This window comes from uncultured Phocaeicola sp., assembly GCF_948499155.1.
GTDB lineage: Bacteria > Bacteroidota > Bacteroidia > Bacteroidales > Bacteroidaceae > Phocaeicola > Phocaeicola faecalis.
Map to the genome: position 1 here is coordinate 1 of NZ_CAOOSE010000002.1, position 17,725 is coordinate 17,725.

16 protein-coding genes are annotated in these 17,725 nt (G+C 44.1%); 3 read left to right on the top strand and 13 right to left on the bottom strand.

Features of this window, described 5'->3' with window-relative positions; translation table 11 throughout:
* Positions 1–55 precede the first annotated feature (55 nt).
* The 4 genes from QYT14_RS01855 to QYT14_RS01870 form a co-directional block, all read right to left on the bottom strand.
* Entirely contained in the window at positions 56–790 is a 735-nt protein-coding gene (locus QYT14_RS01855) for a tetratricopeptide repeat protein (protein WP_288324323.1), read from the bottom strand.
* A gap of 14 nt (positions 791–804) precedes the next feature.
* A complete protein-coding gene (locus QYT14_RS01860) occupies positions 805–1,332 on the bottom strand; it encodes an LptE family protein (protein ID WP_237038965.1) in 528 nt (175 codons plus the stop codon).
* Complete coding sequence (locus QYT14_RS01865) at positions 1,319–2,584, bottom strand: sigma-54 dependent transcriptional regulator (protein ID WP_288324322.1); 1,266 nt, start codon at positions 2,582–2,584, stop codon at positions 1,319–1,321. Before QYT14_RS01865 ends, QYT14_RS01860 begins: the two co-directional genes overlap by 14 nt.
* Positions 2,585–2,749: 165 nt before the next feature.
* Positions 2,750–4,057 carry an inositol-3-phosphate synthase gene (locus tag QYT14_RS01870; RefSeq protein WP_237038963.1) on the bottom strand — a complete coding sequence of 436 codons (1,308 nt, stop codon included), beginning with the start codon at positions 4,055–4,057 and terminating at the stop codon, positions 2,750–2,752.
* Between the two features lie 133 nt (positions 4,058–4,190).
* Here QYT14_RS01870 and QYT14_RS01875 point away from each other — a divergent pair, with 133 nt between their 5' ends.
* On the top strand, positions 4,191–5,066 hold the full coding sequence (locus tag QYT14_RS01875; protein ID WP_288324321.1) for a PfkB family carbohydrate kinase: 876 nt from the start codon (positions 4,191–4,193) through the stop codon (positions 5,064–5,066).
* Positions 5,067–5,075: 9 nt separating this feature from the next.
* Here the strand turns inward: QYT14_RS01875 and QYT14_RS01880 are convergent, their stop codons facing one another.
* From QYT14_RS01880 to rlmN, 9 genes are read right to left on the bottom strand one after another with little or no spacing between them, the layout of a single operon-like run.
* Positions 5,076–6,281, bottom strand: a complete 1,206-nt coding sequence (locus QYT14_RS01880) for a sugar MFS transporter (RefSeq protein WP_288324320.1) — start codon at positions 6,279–6,281, stop codon at positions 5,076–5,078.
* A gap of 5 nt (positions 6,282–6,286) precedes the next feature.
* Entirely contained in the window at positions 6,287–7,009 is a 723-nt protein-coding gene (locus QYT14_RS01885) for an HAD family hydrolase (RefSeq protein WP_288324319.1), read from the bottom strand.
* A gap of 2 nt (positions 7,010–7,011) precedes the next feature.
* Positions 7,012–8,013 carry a lysylphosphatidylglycerol synthase transmembrane domain-containing protein gene (locus QYT14_RS01890; protein ID WP_288324318.1) on the bottom strand — a complete coding sequence of 334 codons (1,002 nt, stop codon included), beginning with the start codon at positions 8,011–8,013 and terminating at the stop codon, positions 7,012–7,014.
* The gene (locus QYT14_RS01895; protein ID WP_237038958.1) at positions 8,013–8,960 is read right to left on the bottom strand and encodes a CDP-alcohol phosphatidyltransferase family protein; all 948 of its coding nucleotides are present in this window, start codon (positions 8,958–8,960) and stop codon (positions 8,013–8,015) included. The genes QYT14_RS01890 and QYT14_RS01895 overlap by 1 nt, the downstream gene beginning before the upstream one ends.
* Before the next feature lie 4 nt (positions 8,961–8,964).
* Complete coding sequence (locus QYT14_RS01900) at positions 8,965–9,822, bottom strand: hypothetical protein (RefSeq protein WP_288324317.1); 858 nt, start codon at positions 9,820–9,822, stop codon at positions 8,965–8,967.
* Between the two features lie 23 nt (positions 9,823–9,845).
* On the bottom strand, positions 9,846–10,553 hold the full coding sequence (locus tag QYT14_RS01905) for a sugar phosphate nucleotidyltransferase (protein WP_237038956.1): 708 nt from the start codon (positions 10,551–10,553) through the stop codon (positions 9,846–9,848).
* 5 nt (positions 10,554–10,558) lie between these two features.
* Positions 10,559–11,659 (bottom strand): 4-hydroxythreonine-4-phosphate dehydrogenase PdxA, encoded by a 1,101-nt coding sequence (pdxA, locus tag QYT14_RS01910; RefSeq protein WP_288324316.1) that lies wholly within the window; start codon positions 11,657–11,659, stop codon positions 10,559–10,561.
* 25 nt (positions 11,660–11,684) lie between these two features.
* Complete coding sequence (locus QYT14_RS01915) at positions 11,685–12,749, bottom strand: DUF4837 family protein (protein WP_288324315.1); 1,065 nt, start codon at positions 12,747–12,749, stop codon at positions 11,685–11,687.
* A 27-nt stretch (positions 12,750–12,776) separates the two neighbouring features.
* Positions 12,777–13,823, bottom strand: a complete 1,047-nt coding sequence (gene rlmN, locus QYT14_RS01920; protein ID WP_288324314.1) for a 23S rRNA (adenine(2503)-C(2))-methyltransferase RlmN — start codon at positions 13,821–13,823, stop codon at positions 12,777–12,779.
* An 84-nt stretch (positions 13,824–13,907) separates the two neighbouring features.
* Between rlmN and QYT14_RS01925 the strand changes: the two genes are divergently transcribed.
* Positions 13,908–16,400: a DUF4922 domain-containing protein gene (locus QYT14_RS01925; RefSeq protein ID WP_288324313.1), complete on the top strand. Its 2,493-nt coding sequence runs from the start codon at positions 13,908–13,910 to the stop codon at positions 16,398–16,400.
* Positions 16,397–17,713, top strand: coding sequence for a SpoIID/LytB domain-containing protein (locus QYT14_RS01930; RefSeq protein ID WP_288324312.1), 1,317 nt, complete (start codon positions 16,397–16,399; stop codon positions 17,711–17,713). Before QYT14_RS01925 ends, QYT14_RS01930 begins: the two co-directional genes overlap by 4 nt.
* The last annotated feature ends 12 nt before the right edge of the window (positions 17,714–17,725 follow it).

The window sequence follows — 17,725 nt, forward strand, 5'->3', positions numbered from 1 at the left end:
CACATCAAAAGAGCTGCAAGCACAATTAATCCAATAAGTAATAAATACATTTTCTTTATTTTGATTTAGTGTTAATAATCAATTTCTCCAAAAATCTTATTTGGTCTGCAAAGTAAGCGTTTTTTTTTGGATATTTCAAATTTAATTTTTTAATAATTTCAAGAGCCTTTGAATATCTTTGTTGTTTAACGTATATTTTTGCCAATGTCTCGGTAAAATAACTCTCATCTTCCGTTTCCGGCTCTTTTTCTTCCACTTCCGATTCATCGGTCGCCTCTTGTGAAGATAGAAGGGGTTCGTCTGTATTGCTTTCCAAAAAATTGTCTATCAAATCCTGTCCTTTCAATGGCGGAATTTCGGCAACCGGAACTTTCTCTTCCGTTTCGGTCAATAGATAAGATGTATAGTCCGCCGTTATGTCCATCGGCAGTTGGGTGACATCTCTCTGTTCTTCCTCCGGCTGCCCGGCCAGAAATGCATCTATCAATGAGAGTGTACGGTCAAGCCCCAATAAATCGGAAGTCTTTGCTTCTCCTTCCGAGGGCATAATGGTAAACCGCTCGCCTTCAATCAAATAAAACAGCACTTTACGGTCGGCTATATACAAGGCCGCTTTCCTCAGCTCTTCTCCAAACGTAATGTCACGGAGCAAAAACAGATTTTTCAGATAGAGCAGTCTCACGGTCTGAAAATATGGATAACGGGCAAGCAAGGTACGAAGCTCGTAAAGGGTATCCCGATTCAAAAGCTCGGGATGTGCAATCCATTCATATAAGCGCTGTTGTGTCATGTCGAAGATAGGTATTACCAGTTGGCCACCGTCATATTAAATATCTGGTCCACAATATCTTTAATCATCTGATTTACCAATTCATCCTGTACGGACGAAAGCTGCTGAGTGGATTTATACTCACGGCTGGCCGAGAATTGCTGATTGGTAAAGTTATTCTTCGGGTTAGACTTATCGACAAAGTTCACTCTGACTGTCATACGGAGTTCCACCATATTTGAATAACCGTCGGAGCCGATACCTTTATTTACAGCATCATAGTTTGTGATTTCTCCCGAAAGTTGCAAATCGCCTCCACGTTTCACCTGTATCAGACGCGTTTGCTGCAAATAAACATCTTGCAGCGCAGTGTTGAACATATTCTCCATCGGACCCCAAACAAAGCCGACAGAACGGTTGGGGAAATTCTCGAAAGAGATTGTTTTAGTCTTCGCATAGTCAATGGACGCGCCATTAAATTTATAAGAAACCGAGCAAGCCGTGAGTATACCTGTCAGTACAATCAGGCAGCCCATCCATTTCATGTTCTTAATCCAAGCCATATTCTTTTATTTTTCTATATAGTGTGCGTTCTGAAATATTCAGGTCTTTCGCCGCATTTTTCCGTTTTCCGTGATGACGCTCCAAGGCTTTCCGTATCATTTCTTTTTCCACTTCATCCAATGACAGTGTTTCTTCCACATATTCCTCCGTGTTCTGAATATCGTCGTCCACCGGCATCTGCTTGGCTGCAGAGATGTTGATGGTAGGGACAGGAACGGGAGCCGGTGTTGCCGGAACCAGATTGCGTGAGGGTTCCTGGTAATAAGATACCGCAGTTGTCGTTGCCGGAGCTACGGTTGCTGCCGTTCCGCGTTCGGCCATCAGGGTATTGACCAACTTCTTGAGCTCGGTCACATCGCGACGCATATCAAACAATACTTGATATAAAATCTCGCGTTCACTGCCGAATGTTTTATCTCCCGGCTTTATACCGAACAGCATAGGCAAACGCGACTCCTGCTGTTGTGCAGGAAGATAATTCTGTAAAATAACGGGGGTGATGTCACGGTTTGTTTCGATAATGGATATTTGCTCCGTGATATTCTTCAACTGGCGGACATTGCCCGGCCACGGATAAGCCAACAGCATTGCTTTCGCATCTTCTGTCAACTGAATGGCAGGCATACGATATTTCTCGGCAAAATCCGAAGCGAATTTGCGGAAAAGCAAAGCGATGTCTTCCGCACGTTCTCTCAAGGGCGGTATCTTGATGGGGACAGTATTCAGACGATAATACAAGTCTTCGCGGAAACGTCCTTCGGAAATGGCTTCTGTCAGGTTGACATTTGTGGCGGCAACGATGCGCACATCTGTTTTTTGCACTTTCGACGAACCTACTTTAATATATTCTCCGCTTTCGAGCACACGCAACAAACGGGCCTGGGTGGACAAAGGCAATTCACCGACTTCATCCAAAAAGATTGTACCCCCATCGGCCTCTGCAAAATAACCTTTACGGTCACTGATAGCGCCGGTAAAAGCTCCCTTCTCATGACCGAAGAGTTCTGAATCTATGGTTCCTTCAGGAATCGCTCCACAGTTTACGGCTATATATTGTCCGTGTTTACGGCGACTGAATTGATGGATTATCTGCGGAAAGCTCTCTTTTCCGACACCGCTTTCACCGGTTATCAATACTGACAAGTCGGTAGGTGCCACCTGAATAGCCACATCTATGGCACGATTCAGTCCTTCTGCATTTCCGATAATACCGAACCTGAGCTTCACATTTTGTATTTCTGACCTAACCATATTTCTCATATTAATATGACAAAATTACAAATTCCCCGGCAGACAACAAGTAATTCTGGCAGAAAAATAAAAAACAGGCACGGATTTCACGGATTAATACGGTCTTTAATAAAGAGAAACCGTATATCCGCGTAAACCGCACCTGTTAAACAATGAAGATAATGGTTAGTCTATTTCCTGATCTGCTTCATAACCACCCATTTCGCGAATAGCATTCTTCAGAATAGCATACTGTTGGAAGAGGTGATTGACAGGAATTTCGTTTTCTGTATAGTCGTGCATCGGGCTCTTCAAGAAGAAGCTCAAGAAACGCTGGATGCCGAAACGTCCTGCACGTGCAGCCAAGTCGCTCAACAATACCAAGTCCAGACACAGAGGTGCAGCAAGGATTGAATCACGGCAAAGGAAGTTAATCTTAATCTGCATGGGATAGCCCATCCATCCGAAGATGTCGATGTTGTCCCAACCTTCCTTACTGTCGTTGCGGGGAGGATAGTAATTGATACGTACTTTGTGATAATAATCTGTGTACAGGTCAGGCTGTTCTTCAGGTACCAGAATTGATTCCAGTGTAGACAACTTGCTGACTTCTTTTGTGCGGAAATTAGCCGGTTCATCCAAAACCAAACCGTCACGGTTACCCAAAATATTAGTTGAGAACCAACCTTCCAAACCTAAACAGCGAGTTCCGATAATCGGAGCAAAACCTGATTTTACTAATGTCTGACCGGTCTTGAAATCTTTACCGGCGATAGGCATCTTAGTCTTTTCTGCCAATTCCCACATAGCGGGGATATCGACTGTAGTATTGGGAGCACCCATAATGAAAGGAGCACCTTCCGACAGAGCTGCATAAGCATAGCACATAGACGGAGCGATGTGTTCTTTATCGTCAGCCTTCATAGCTTCTTCCAAAGCAGCCAATGTTCCATGTATCTTTTCCTCAACCGGAACATAGATTTCTGTAGAAGCAGCCCAAAGAACCACAATACGGTCACAATTATTCGCAGTTTTGAAATTACGGATATCTTCGCGAAGTTGTTCCATCATGTCCCAACGGTTCTTGCAATCTTTCACATTGTCTCCATCCAGACGGCTGGCATAGTTGTGGTCGAAAGCAGCTTTCATCGGAACAATTTTTTCCAACTCATCCTTTACAGGATTAATGTCTTTCTCTTGCAAAACTTCAGCATTGACTGCTGATTCATAAGCATTAGCCGGATAAACATCCCATGCACCGAATACGATGTCATTCAGGTTTGCTAATGGAACGATTTCGCCATAATGCAAATACTTTTTATTTTCTCCACGGCCAACACGCATCTTATCATATTGAGTCATAGAGCCGACAGGTTTTGCCAAGCCCTTACGAGCCATCAGAACTCCCGTCATAAAAGTTGAAGTAACAGCGCCCAATCCTACACAAAGAACGCCCAATTTACCGGTAGCCGGTTTTACATTCATTTTTTCCATTCTAATTTCCTTGTTAAATTGCATCTCATAGTAGAGATTAAGATAATTGTGACAAAGTTACACCTTCTTTTGAAAACTACCATGCTTTTCTTAGTTTTTTTGTACCTTTGCAACCGTTAAACATTTAATAGGTATGAATGATATTTGTTGTATAGGGCATATAACACTGGATAAAATTGTAACACCAAAGCAAACGACTTATATGCCGGGAGGTACTTCTTACTACTTTTCTCATGGAATCAGCCACCTAAAAGACACCAAACATTATAAACTGGTTACGGCACTCGCCCCTACCGAGTTTAAAGCTGTGGAAGATATTCGCACCAAGGGGATTGAAGTAAAAGTTATTCCGAGCCGTCGCACTGTGTATTTCGAGAATACATACGGAGAGAATCAGGACAACCGCACCCAACGTGTTTTGGCTAAAGCCGACCCTTTCACCGTGGAGCAATTGGAGAATGTGGAAGCGAATATTTTTCATCTGGGAAGTTTGCTCTCCGATGACTTTCCCCTTGATGTAATCAAATATCTGTCAGGAAAAGGTACGCTGTCTGTCGATGCTCAGGGATACCTTCGCGAAGTAAGAGGTGAAAAGGTGTATCCGGTGGACTGGACAGAAAAAACAGAGGCACTGAGATATATTGATATCTTAAAAGTGAATGAACACGAAATGGAAGTGTTCACCGGATACAAGGAAGTGAAGCAGGCCGCGTATCAACTTGCCGAATGGGGAGTGAAAGAAGTCTTGATTACTCTCGGAAGTTTGGGCTCGGTCATCTTTGCCGAAGGACATTTTTTCCGGATTCCGGCTTATCCGCCTAAAGATATAGTGGATGCCACCGGATGTGGAGATACTTACGTCACCGGATATTTGTATATGAGGAACAAAGGGGCTTCGTATGAGGAAGCAGGGTGTTTCGCCGCTGCAATGTCTACACTGAAGCTTGAAGCATCCGGTCCTTTCAACGGTACGGAAGAGGAGGTGTGGAATGTCATTCACAAAAAATAACAGAAGCCTTTATTGTTCTATGGAGTCATGTTCTGCCCGCAAGGAATAAAACAAGACTACACAGAATGCCACAAAAGGTACGATAAATGACAAAGACATAGTACTGTTGTCTGCCACATATCCCATCAAAACCGGACCGATAGCTCCTCCTATCGGAGACATCATCAAATAAGAAGAGGCACGCTTGGTGTGGTTTCCCAGCCCTTTTAAAGATATAGCGAAGATGGTGGGGAACATAATGGCTTCAAATGCATAAATCAAGAACAAAGCGGCCAATGATATATGACCCAAATTGCATACTACGAGCAATGTGGCAAACACCGTTCCGACAGCACAACATAACAGCACACGTTCGGCACGGATAAATCTCATTATCCAGCTACCGATAAAGCGTCCGCACATGAACAGCCCCAGTCCTCCGAAAGAAAGCAGCACCGATGCATCACGAGCATTCATCCATCCGTCATCTACTACATAATTTATAAAGAAACTGTTGATTGAAATCTCTGCCACCTCATAGCAGAGCAAGGCAAATACCCCGAATACAAAGAGTTTATGCGACCATAATCCTTGTTTGCCGCCGTCTTCCGCACCTGCTTCATCCGTATGCACAATCTCCGGAAGTTTAATTCGGGAAAACACCAAAGCCACCCCCAGCACCACGATGCCCATCAACATATAAGGGAACGAAATGTGCGAAGAGCCTTCGTCGGAGAACAATAACAAACCACCGACCAATGGCCCGCAAATACAGCCTAATCCGTTAAACGATTGCGCCAAATTCAATCGACTGGCAGCCGTTTCCTTGTCTCCCAGCTCCGTCATATAAGGGTTTGCCGCTGTTTCAAGAAACACTAATCCACACGCTATCACAAACAAAGAGAGCAGGAAAAACTCAAAAGACATCCAGTATTCTCCAGGAATAAACATCAATGAACCGATGCCATATAGCAACAGCCCCAAAACCACTCCGCGCCGATAGCCATACTTTGTGATGAAAAGTCCTGCCGGAATAGCCATCACAAAATATCCCAGATAAAACAAGACCTGTACCATGGCCGAATGAGTACGGGTAATGTCCAGCACCTCTTGGAAATGTTTATTCAGCACATCAAGAATGGCATGCGCAAATCCCCATAAAAAGAACAAAGAGGTAACCAAAACAAAAGGAACTAAATAGTTCCTTTTGACCAATGCATATCTTTGCTTTTCCATGTTCCTTATAATAATGCCGGCAGGCCTGCCAAATTTGTAAGAATCACATCAGGTACGGATTCATCTATCACTTCTCCTCCCCAGCCTTCACCTTTCAACCAGGCAACCATACAACCGACTTGCTTTGCCGGGACAACATCTTTCGAAAAAGAATCTCCGACAACCAGCACTTTGCCGGCCTCATATCCCATTGCCTCCACTCCCAAACGATAAATGGCCGGATCGGGCTTGCGCACTCCTACCACCGACGATTCAATAATATCATCGAAGAAGGTATACAGTTCAAAGTCTTTAAGGATGGTTTGGATATTTCCATAAAAATTGGATACAAGCACCAGTTTATACTTTTTGGAAAGTGCTTCCACCACAGGACGAGTCACCTTCAGCACCTCCAGCACATATTCATAACAGCCGTCCGCTACCTGCTTTGCATAAGTTTGCAACATCCTTTCGTCCATCGGCAGTTTTCCCTGTTCAGCCAGATACTCCACCTGCAACTTGGTCTTGATAGAGAGAACATCATGAAAATTATGTTGCGGCCGAACAAAAGGATATTTAGCCAAAGCCCTTTCAGCAAACACATAAGCCTCCCGAAAACTTTCCTTGTCTACCGGCACATGGTATTCCGTATATTTACTCCACAAAACCTCTGCCCAATGGCGGCTGTTGGTATCTATCGTGCCGCCATAGTCAAATATAACTCCTTTGATATCTTTCAACATATTCATACTTATTTATTTGCAGGCGTACCATTACCAACTTTCATCAGCAACACACCTATTACAATCCAAATCAATTCTCGCACACGGGTAATCAATCCGGTATAAACGCCAAATGCACCCGGAATGGCTAGTCCGCCTACCGCCAACGCAAATCCCCCCTCACGTGCTCCCAACTGCATGGGAGAAAAGAAGAACATGTTGGCAAACAGAGAAGTAAACGCCATAATCAGAATACATGCGGGAAAGCTGACGTCCGTCGTCAGGATATTCAAAATGAAATACACTTCCAGGCATCCCAAGATACGCGCCATAAATTCCAGCCCCAATGAAGCATAAAAAGTGGACTTACGCTGTTTATGCAACTCCGCAATCTGGCTGTCCACACGTTCCAATGTCTCTCTTTTGTTTTCCGAAAACCGTTTCGCCCATCCTTTTATAAAAGGAATATGCTGCAACAACTTCAAAGTGCGCACCGCCATTCCGTTTCTATACCCTTTCATAAAAAAGTAAATGGCAAGCAGACAAAGAAAACCAACCACAAAAAGAACCGTTCCCATTGCAAAATCTACCGGACGAAGCGCCAAATACAAGAAGATGGAGAAGAACCAGAAACAAAAATGCGAAAAAATATGCATCATCACATATAAGATGACCGACGAAGTGGCTTTACTTGCACCCACATAAGGTGTCAGTTCCATAATGCGATAAGGCTCTCCGCCCATCAAGCCGACCGGAGTGGCATAATTCAAGGCAAAACCAGAAACGGTCAGTTTATATACTTTCCAAAACGGAATAGGCGTTCCCTTCTTTCCATCCCGAATAATAATGTACCAAGAAAGAGTATTGAATAAATAAATAATAACCCATAACCCTACGACAGCCGGCAACCAAATTCCGGCCCTGCGAAGATTAGCCAACAACTCGTCATACTCCATATCAAAAGTACAGAGCATCACAACAATGGCAACGATTCCGAATATCAGGAATATATTTCTATATTTACTTTTCACTATGCTGCGTATTTATGGTAAAAACGAGCACTGACAGCCTCGTGGCAATGGCGCATATATACGAACAATGAGGTCATCACTACAATCTCGAACACAAAATAAAGCCACGGTTCGCCTATCAGCAAACTAATATACAATGCAATAGCACGTGTATTGAAAGTCAGTATATTGGTATATTTCATTAACGGCTTGCTGGCAGCACGGAATTCATCGCGCAGTTCTTGTGGAATATTATCGCCATACTTCGCCTTCACCAGCGCATAGAATTGCTGGAAATTAGGAGTCATCCCCTCCTGCTGACGAGTATAGTTTCCATAGAAATAAAGGAATATTTTCCACCAGAAGTTTCCCTTCCATGGCAAGCTGTGGAATATTTCGCGCTGCTGCTTAAAGTTGTCCAGCTCACTACCGCTTTTCCCTTTCAGGAAATAAAGATGAATATTGCGGTAATAATCCGCCAGCGTACATTGTTTACTGTGACAAATCGTACCCGAAAGCAAAGCCAGAATCCAGATAAACACTCCCCAATGCATTCCGCCGCCGATATTGAAAGGCATCGGCTGATTCATCAGTCTGAGACAGATAGCTACATAAATGGTAAAGAACCAAATGTCACCCGCAAATCCGTCCAGCATACGTCCCCACTGGGTTTTCTGTCCTGTGAGTCGGGCCAACTGTCCGTCAGCGCTATCATAATGATTTGCCCACATCAACAACAAAATACCGATAATAGTGTGTTTCATATCGGGGTAATAGAACATCACCCCCGCACCTACACCCAAAATAATAGATAAGATAGTCACTACATTGGGATGTACTTTCAGCTTTTTAAAGAATAAGGCCCATGCATAGCCAATAGGCCGATTAAAATAAATATCCAAGAACTCCTCCGTGTCCATTGATTTGAAAGAAGCCTCTATTCCTTTCTTCTCACTCTCTTTACTCATGTCTTTATTTTTTCATTTGCTTTTTCTTTGCCCGGTTATAGATGCACGCTGCAATCTTTCCGCCTGCTTCCTCACGGCAACGGGCAAAACTGGGCCAGTCATTAAAATCAATTATCTTAAGTTCGCCCTCGGCAGATACCACACAATCACCTCCGTAAATGGGGACATTCAGTACCTCGGCCGCCATATCGCTATATTTCTTAAGTTCTTCTTCGCTGAAGGGAATCCCTTTGGCCACGCCATTGATTTTCTCCAAACCGAATTTGCTGTGCGAACAAGGAGAAGGATAGAACCAATAAAAGAAGTCCGTTCCCTGAACACCATAAAATTTAATCAAATCACCCTGAAGATGCTCGTTTATCACAGCTATCGGTATATGCCGGCTACGGAAATCAGCCAAAACCCGTTCGGCCTCTTCTTTGCCGGTGACATAACATACATCTTCCTTTACCATAGCATGAGAATCACCGCGTTTTATCCAACACGGATAACAGTCTTCCTCAAACTGCTGTTCCGTAGATATGATGAAACTCCGCGGATGGGGGACACCGTGCTTTATCAAAAGTTCCGTCATGGGTCTGCGTACGCAATTATCGATTCCATAAGCCGAATTTACAACCAAAGCCCCTTCATCTTCCAAAGATTTCAGGCGGGCAATTGTCGCCCTGTCACGAGCCATGTCAAATATCACATCCGCTTTTATTCCGCAAGCTACAAATTCTTTCTCCGCATAGAGCTCTACCTTACATCCCAACAGCCTCAACTCATCCGCCACCTTATTAAAAATGGCGGCATCATTGTCTACATGATTAGGAGAATACTCATTACCACGGCTTACCCCTATTATTGAAAATTCATCCATTCCTTTATGTTAGTGCTTTAAGTTTATTCTTTTCCGGCCAAAAAAGCCTCCGCCTTCACGATATCGCCGGCATGGTCTACGTCCAAGATTTTCTTAAAAGGATAGGCTTTCAGTTTCAGGCCGTCCGCGACCAGTTGTCTTTGGAAATTACGCATACGTGACATTCCTTTGTCCATACATGCGTGTAAAGTTCTGATAGCAGCCGGTGTCAGACAATAAATGCCTCCCGAAATATAACGACACCCGGGAATTGCCGCATCATGGAATCCCGTTATGTTCAAAGCTTCATCGGTAGAGATATAAAGTGGCTTTTCATCGTCAATATAATCTGTAACTGCCATATATCCGTCGTTATCAGCTTGCTTGAACGCTTCAATAAATGTGGCAAACTCTTCTTCACGGAAGATTGTATCTACGGTAGTCAGACAGAACTTGTCATCCTGCAAACAAGAACTCAACTCATAAAAGCTGTGCATAGAACTGGGAGTAGTCTTCACTATCACTTCCAAAGGCACTTCCGTTTCTTGTTGCAACTTAGCAAGATGCTCCTTAGTCAACGGACTCTCATTATTAATAATAACGACCACCTTATCAGCCCCATTACGGATAAAAATCCGTATCAGACGGTCAATCATAGCCACTCCATTGAGTTGCACTAAAGGTTTGGGTAAAGCAACCCCTTCTTGTGAAAGACGGGATCCTTCACCCGCTGATATAATTGCGAACTTCATTTCTCTTAATCTTCTTCGTCTATAGTATCCAACTTCAACTTATCACTGTCATCACGTCTTTCATAATATTGCTTGCGCAACGGATGCGCATGAATCGCTTTCTCAACGATACGATTGCGAAATACATCCATCGCTACATAAATGGCCTGACGGAATGAATCTTCCAAAGCAATACCCTGACCGGCAATATCATAAGCTGTTCCATGCGCCGGAGATGTGCGTACAATGGGCAGTCCTGCGGTATAATTTACACCTTCGTCCATGGCCAATGCTTTGAACGGTGCCAAGCCCTGATCATGATACATAGCCAGGATACCGTCAAAATGGGTATAATTACCCGATCCCATAAATCCGTCAGCAGGGTAAGGTCCGAAGCATTGCACCCCTTTGGCAACCATCTCTTTGATGGCCGGAATAATAATTTCATTTTCCTCTGTACCTATCAGTCCATTGTCTCCCGCATGAGGATTCAGTGAAAAGACTGCAATACGTGGACTGTCAATCCCGAAGTCTTCTTTCAAAGAACGATGGAAGATGGCAAGTTTCTCCATAATCAGTTCTTTCGTAATATCTTTGGCTATCTCACGAACCGGCACATGCCCTGTCACCAACGCCACACGGAAATCATTCTTCAGTAAAATCATTAAAGCCTTCTGTCCTTCCCCCACACGCTCCTCGATATATTCGGTATGTCCGGGAAAATGGAATGTCTCCGACTGAATCGTATTTTTATTGATAGGAGCAGTAACCAATACATCTATCAGACCGTCTCTATAATCCTGCAAAGCTCTTTCCAAGGCATCCAAAGCAGCCTTTCCCACCTCTGTTGTAGGTTTTGAGAGTTCAACCTTCAGTTCGTCTTCCGTGCAGTTCAGAATACTCAGTCTATCCGGCATAGCATCATCAGCCGAGTTGATGATGCTAAAGTTTGCCTGAATATCCATTGCTTTACGATGATAAGCCGCAACCTTTGGAGAGCCATAAATAATAGGTGTACAAAGTTCCAGCATAGTCGGATCCGAGAAAGTCTTCAGAATGACTTCGTATCCCACTCCGTTGATATCCCCGTGAGTAATACCAACTCTTATCTTGTTATTATCTTCCATTTAGTTATTATTAATCTGTTCTATTTTATTCTGCCTTTGCAGTTGAATCCACCTTTTCTTCAGGAATATCGGCATTGACCACCACTTCGTCCAACAGCGTTTCATTCGGCAATCTCAACGTATAGAGCGAAGCCTCCATCTGGCGCATCAGGTTACGTTTCATCTTATCGGGAGAATAGATAAATGCTTCAGCCACAATCACACGTCCGTTGGCGCGGTCTACACGAGCATGAGAAACGAACGGGCCACCCATCATGTCGCCTTCCATTTCCCATAATCCGCGTGCCTCCTGAGCATATTCGCCTTTTACCATAATATTCTTGACATCGACAAACATAGAGTCGGTAGCCATATACATACCTTCACGTTCACCCGGGATATTAGCTTTCATTACCGAATCGCGTTTATGCACAAAGAACTCTTTAGTAAAGGTATTCTTGTCAGTATAAGGATAAGAATATATGACGAAGTTCATATCGGCGGAAGCACGGTTGGTAGAAGCCCACAAGAAATTTTCACCGGTCTTATAATTCGACAATTCCTGAGGAATCCAAACATCACAATCAAACATACTACCCACTTTGGCAGAAACGGCATCGTTATGTTTTTCTTTCAGCAGATTAATCTGGCGATTGATCTCAGATTTCACAAAGAAGTCGATAATCACCTGACTGTTCTTTGCCACAAAGTCTGCAAATTCCTGTTCGTTAGGGGCCTGAATAGTCATAATCATTTGCGGTGCAGCATATACGTCACGCGAGAATTTTATCTTAGGCTGCGTATAGATATCCTGAATATCGACAAGAATGATATTACGGAAAATCTTCATGACACGATCAAAGTGTTCGGGAGCGATATTTGAAATACGGAACGAGCGTTCTGCTTGAGGTAGTCCGGGAACATTCGTATCCAGCACATCAAATAATGCACGTCCTGCAGGACGGTCCCACACTGCCTTATTTACTACCACCAACACTTCATAAGGTCTTCCGCTGGAAGTCGGAGTAAACAAGTTTTTCTGTCCTTTCTTACAAGAAGCCAGCACCAGCACCACCAGTACCAAACTCAAATAGAATGCGATTCGTTTCATAATTCTTATGGTATTATATTTAGTAATCTATAGTGTAACGCCTTTCTCTTTCTGTTGTTTGGCTGTCGACAACATTCCGCAGGCTGCAAATATGTCCTCCCCTCTTGATGCACGAATGGTAGCGAAAACCCCATGTTGTGTCAAATAATCACGGAACGCCACCATTGTTTCCATGTCCGTTCCTTCCAAATCAACATTCGGGATAGCATGGAAACGGATTAAATTGATGCGGCAGTCGATGCCACGCAGCAATTTAACGATTTCTTTGGCATATACCAAAGAATCGTTCACACCTTTAAATACAATATATTCAAAAGACAACCGTCTCTGTTTACTGAAATCATAATTACGCAATATATCTACAATTTCGGTAATAGAGAAAGCTCTTTCAGCAGGCATCAATTCTTTTCTCTGCGACGGGAAAGGAGTATGCATACTGATAGCCAGATGGCAGTCACTCTCATTCAGGAAACGTTCCAATCCCTTTCTCAATCCAACAGAAGATACGGTTATTCTTTTCGGGCTCCAACGATAGCCATAATCAGAGGTAAGTATTTCGAGCACCTTCAGCACTTCGTCCAAGTTGTCAAAAGGTTCTCCCATCCCCATAAACACAAGATTGGTCAGCGTATCGCGTTCCGGTATGGAATATATCTGGTTCAGAATCTGGTTGGCAGTCAGGTTAGCCGTAAAACCTTGTTTCCCGGTCATGCAGAACTTACAATTCATCTTGCATCCCACTTGTGAGGAAACACACAGAGTAGCCCGGTCTTCATCCGGTATATACACAGCCTCTACAAAATTTCCGGCCGCCGTACGAAACAGATACTTCACCGTCCCGTCTACCGAGCGCATGGCTTCCACCGGTGCGGAGGCTCCGACTTCATACCCATCTTTCAACATCTCACGATGCTTCAGTGACAAGTTAGTCATTTCGTCTATCGAAGCGACTTTCTTCTCATACAACCAAGATGCAATCTGCTTTGCAGCAAATTTAGGCATTCCCAGATTCTGCGTTATGTGCTGAATCTCATTTAAAGTCCTGCCAAGTAATACCGTTTTTGGAGTTTCCATTATATTTAAAAGACAATTAGCGTACAAAGGTAGAGAAAAAATAATATATATTACCTATCTTTGCGCCGAGAAATACATTTAAAGATGAGAAAAACAATTAATTGTTTTATTCCATACGAAGAAAACACAGCAATAGGCAAAGCTGTTACAGCTTTGAAAGACAGTAGTGTCGTCAACAAAATCTATTTATTGAGAGTCACCGAAGAGCCGGCTTTATCCCTTCCCTCAGGATGTGAAATATTAACCATTGATTCTTTGAACAGCAGTGATACGATTAAGAAGATTGCTCAAAAGGCAAACACTCCTTTCACGTTATTGTATACCAAAACATCTCCGTTCGAGTTAGGTTATATGGCATTGGAACGCATCGTCAGTTTCCTGCAAGACCATGAGACCGGCATGGTTTATACCGACCATTACGAATGGAAAGAAGGAGAAAAGAAAAAGCATCCCGCCATCGATTACCAACCGGGCAGTGTACGCGATGATTTCGACTTTGGCTCTTTGCTGGCATTCAGAAGCGAATATCTTATCGGGGCAGCCGACTCTATGGAGAACGACTGCGAGACCTACCAATATGCCGGACTTTATGCTACTCGTTTATTCATAGCCGAAATGGGAAAGATTACCCATATCAATGAATATTTATACACCGAAGTAGAACAGGATAACCGCTTGTCGGGCGAAAAGCAGTTTGATTACGTCAACCCGCGCAACCGTGAAGTACAGATTGAGATGGAACAGGCCTTCACCCGATACCTGAAAAGAACAGGTGCCTATTTGCCACCTAATTTTAAAAAGGTAAACTTCCATACAGAAGTGTTTGCCAATGAAGCGTCCGTCATCATTCCCGTCAGAAACAGGGTTCGCACCATAGACGACGCCATCCGTTCCGCCCTCGGACAGAAGACAGAATTCCCCTTCAATATTATCATCACAGACAATCACTCCACAGACGGTACATCGGAAGTAATTGCCCGCTATAAAGACAATCCGCAAGTTATACATCTGCAACCCGAACGCACCGATTTGGGAATAGGCGGTTGCTGGAACCTCGCCATCCATCATCCCCAGTGTGGCCGTTTCGCCATACAACTGGACAGTGACGACCTCTATAGCAGTCCGCAGACATTGCAAACCATTGTAGACACCTTTTATAAAGAACAATGCGCCATGGTGATAGGCACGTACCGAATGACGGACTTCAACCTGAACACCATTGCTCCGGGCATCATAGACCATAAAGAATGGACCATAAGCAACGGCCACAACAATGCCCTGCGCATCAACGGCCTAGGTGCTCCCCGTGCTTTCTTCACCCCCCTTTTAAGAGAAATCGGAGTCCCCAATGTCAGTTACGGAGAAGACTACGCATTAGGGCTGGCCTTTTCACGCACCTATAAGATAGGTCGCATTTACGAAGAATTATACCTTTGCCGCCGTTGGGAAGGGAACTCGGATGCCGCACTCAACATTGAGCAAGCCAATACCAATAACCATTACAAAGACAGCCTCCGCACACACGAAATCAATATCCGCAAGAGCTATAGCACGCAGTACAAGAATAACAACAGGAACGAAAGAAAAATACAGAACAAACGTTTCATAAAAGAACAGTTTGCCGACTGGAAGCTGGCCGGTGACAATCTTACCGCCCTAAAAAATGTGCTCGTCAAACAGGAAACGGTTTGCGGCATCCCGTTTACCGTGCAGCACAACCCCGCACGCATGGTTTCCACCGGAGCCAAGGTAGACCCCCAAAGCATATCCGACCGCCCTTGTTTTCTTTGTGAAAAGAATCAGCCGGAAGAACAGCGTACTCGCTGCATCGGATATCACTTCAATCTGTGTGTGAACCCCTATCCGATATTACCATACCACATCACCATTCCACATACAGAGCATCACGAACAAGTATTGCCTTTGGATTTTTGCGAATCCATCAATCTAATTTTCAGTGAACTGCCCTCCGAATATGCTTTATTCTACAATGGAGCGCTTTGCGGAGCTTCCGCCCCCGATCATTTGCATTTTCAGGGAGTGCCAATGGAAAATATCCCCTTGGTTAATTTCTACCGTCAGCCGGACACCGAAAAGACATTACTCTTATCAAACAATAAAGTAACAGTAGATGAAACGCACAAAAAGCTTCTAATCAATTCATCCTACTTGTATTATATCAATCATTACGCCTGTCCCCTGTTCAGCATAGAGCAATACCACGACGGAAAGAAGGACGAATCACTGTTCGAAAATATAATGAAAGCATTGCCGTGCAGCAATACCGAACCAGAAGCGAAAGTAAACATACTGGCATGGCAAGAAGATGAAAAACAAACCATCCTCATTATTCCGCGCAGCAAGCACCGCCCCGAATGTTATAGCGCCGAAGCCGGCAAACAAATGCTTGTCAGTCCGGGAACCCTTGATATGGCAGGCATCATTGTCACTCCACGCAAAGAAGATTTTGAAAAAATATCGGCCGCAGACATCCGACAAATCCTGCAAGAAGTCGGACTGGCACGCGAAGATGCACAGGAAATAATTAAAAAGTATCGAAAACAAAACAGACTATGAAAGAACCCGAAATAAATGTAGGAATAGTAAATGCACAAGAAATTCATTTTTCACTGAACGGCAGTTTTTTTGCCAAAGGCGAGATTGTATGCGGCGAACAAAGTGTTTCTTTCAGTGAAGGAGGTATCCTATGGAACGGAAATCTATATCGTGAACTGACCTTCACCCCACAAGACGAGCGCACTTCATTCTCCCTCTACGATGTAACCATCGGAATCAACTTCCACTGGGAGCGTCAGGAAACCCAGAGCTTTATGGGGACATTGAAACTGGTAGTAGATGAAGGCAAAATAACAGCTATCAATATTCTTCCGGTAGAAGACTATCTGATAAGCGTCATTTCATCGGAAATGAGTGCCACCTCTTCATTGGAGTTTTTGAAAGCACACGCAGTTGTTTCGCGCAGCTGGCTTTTTGCCCAGATGGAGAAACGCAAAGCCATGTGCAACAAGAATGAAGGATTCTTTTCTTTTGTGAAGACCGAAAACGAATACATCCGTTGGTATGACCGCGAAGACCACACCATCTTTGATGTATGTGCCGACGACCATTGCCAGCGTTATCAGGGAATCACCAAGGCATCCAATGCAACAGTTGCCGAAGCCATCCGCGCCACACGCGGTCAACTGCTCATGTACGGTCAGGGCATTTGCGACGCCCGTTTTTCCAAATGCTGTGGAGGAGCAACCGAAGAGTTCGGTTATTGTTGGGAGGACAAAGACTACCCCTACCTGTCCGCCATCAGAGATGACGGAAAAGAAACTCCGCAACCGCTTCCCGACTTAACCAAGGAAGTTGAAGCCGAACGGTGGATACGCACCTCTCCTCAGGGCTTCTGCAACACACACGACAAGAAAGTCATCTCGCAGATACTGAACAACTACGACCGCGAAACGACAGACTTCTATCGTTGGAAAGTGCGCTACACCCAAGAGGAACTGGCCGAACTCATCCGTCAGAACACAAAAACCGATTACGGAAACATCATCGATTTAATTCCCATCCAACGGGGAAAATCAGGACGCATCTGCAAATTAAAAATCGTAGGCACACTGAAAACCCTCACCATCGGTAAAGAACTGGAAATTCGCCGCACCCTTTCCTCCTCCCATTTATTCAGTTCGGCTTTTGTCATTGACAAAGGAGAATTGAAAAACGGTGTACCGGAATGGTTCCTGCTGACAGGCGCCGGCTGGGGGCACGGAGTAGGCTTATGCCAAATCGGTGCCGCCGTTATGGGAGAACAAGGTTATACATACGACAAGATTCTGCTGCACTATTATAAAGGAGCAGACATCCGCCGTTTCTATTAATCCAATCTTATA

Excerpts from the sequence above, each read along its gene's own strand:
- QYT14_RS01855 (WP_288324323.1), bottom strand. The coding sequence starts at position 790 with ATGACACAACAGCGCTTATATGAATGGATTGCACATCCCGAGCTTTTG.
- QYT14_RS01860 (WP_237038965.1), bottom strand. The coding sequence starts at position 1,332 with ATGGCTTGGATTAAGAACATGAAATGGATGGGCTGCCTGATTGTACTG.
- QYT14_RS01865 (WP_288324322.1), bottom strand. The coding sequence starts at position 2,584 with ATGGTTAGGTCAGAAATACAAAATGTGAAGCTCAGGTTCGGTATTATC.
- QYT14_RS01870 (WP_237038963.1), bottom strand. The coding sequence starts at position 4,057 with ATGGAAAAAATGAATGTAAAACCGGCTACCGGTAAATTGGGCGTTCTT.
- QYT14_RS01875 (WP_288324321.1), top strand. The coding sequence starts at position 4,191 with ATGAATGATATTTGTTGTATAGGGCATATAACACTGGATAAAATTGTA.
- QYT14_RS01880 (WP_288324320.1), bottom strand. The coding sequence starts at position 6,281 with ATGGAAAAGCAAAGATATGCATTGGTCAAAAGGAACTATTTAGTTCCT.
- QYT14_RS01885 (WP_288324319.1), bottom strand. The coding sequence starts at position 7,009 with ATGAATATGTTGAAAGATATCAAAGGAGTTATATTTGACTATGGCGGC.
- QYT14_RS01895 (WP_237038958.1), bottom strand. The coding sequence starts at position 8,960 with ATGAGTAAAGAGAGTGAGAAGAAAGGAATAGAGGCTTCTTTCAAATCA.
- QYT14_RS01900 (WP_288324317.1), bottom strand. The coding sequence starts at position 9,822 with ATGGATGAATTTTCAATAATAGGGGTAAGCCGTGGTAATGAGTATTCT.
- QYT14_RS01905 (WP_237038956.1), bottom strand. The coding sequence starts at position 10,553 with ATGAAGTTCGCAATTATATCAGCGGGTGAAGGATCCCGTCTTTCACAA.
- pdxA (WP_288324316.1), bottom strand. The coding sequence starts at position 11,659 with ATGGAAGATAATAACAAGATAAGAGTTGGTATTACTCACGGGGATATC.
- QYT14_RS01915 (WP_288324315.1), bottom strand. The coding sequence starts at position 12,749 with ATGAAACGAATCGCATTCTATTTGAGTTTGGTACTGGTGGTGCTGGTG.
- rlmN (WP_288324314.1), bottom strand. The coding sequence starts at position 13,823 with ATGGAAACTCCAAAAACGGTATTACTTGGCAGGACTTTAAATGAGATT.
- QYT14_RS01925 (WP_288324313.1), top strand. The coding sequence starts at position 13,908 with ATGAGAAAAACAATTAATTGTTTTATTCCATACGAAGAAAACACAGCA.
- QYT14_RS01930 (WP_288324312.1), top strand. The coding sequence starts at position 16,397 with ATGAAAGAACCCGAAATAAATGTAGGAATAGTAAATGCACAAGAAATT.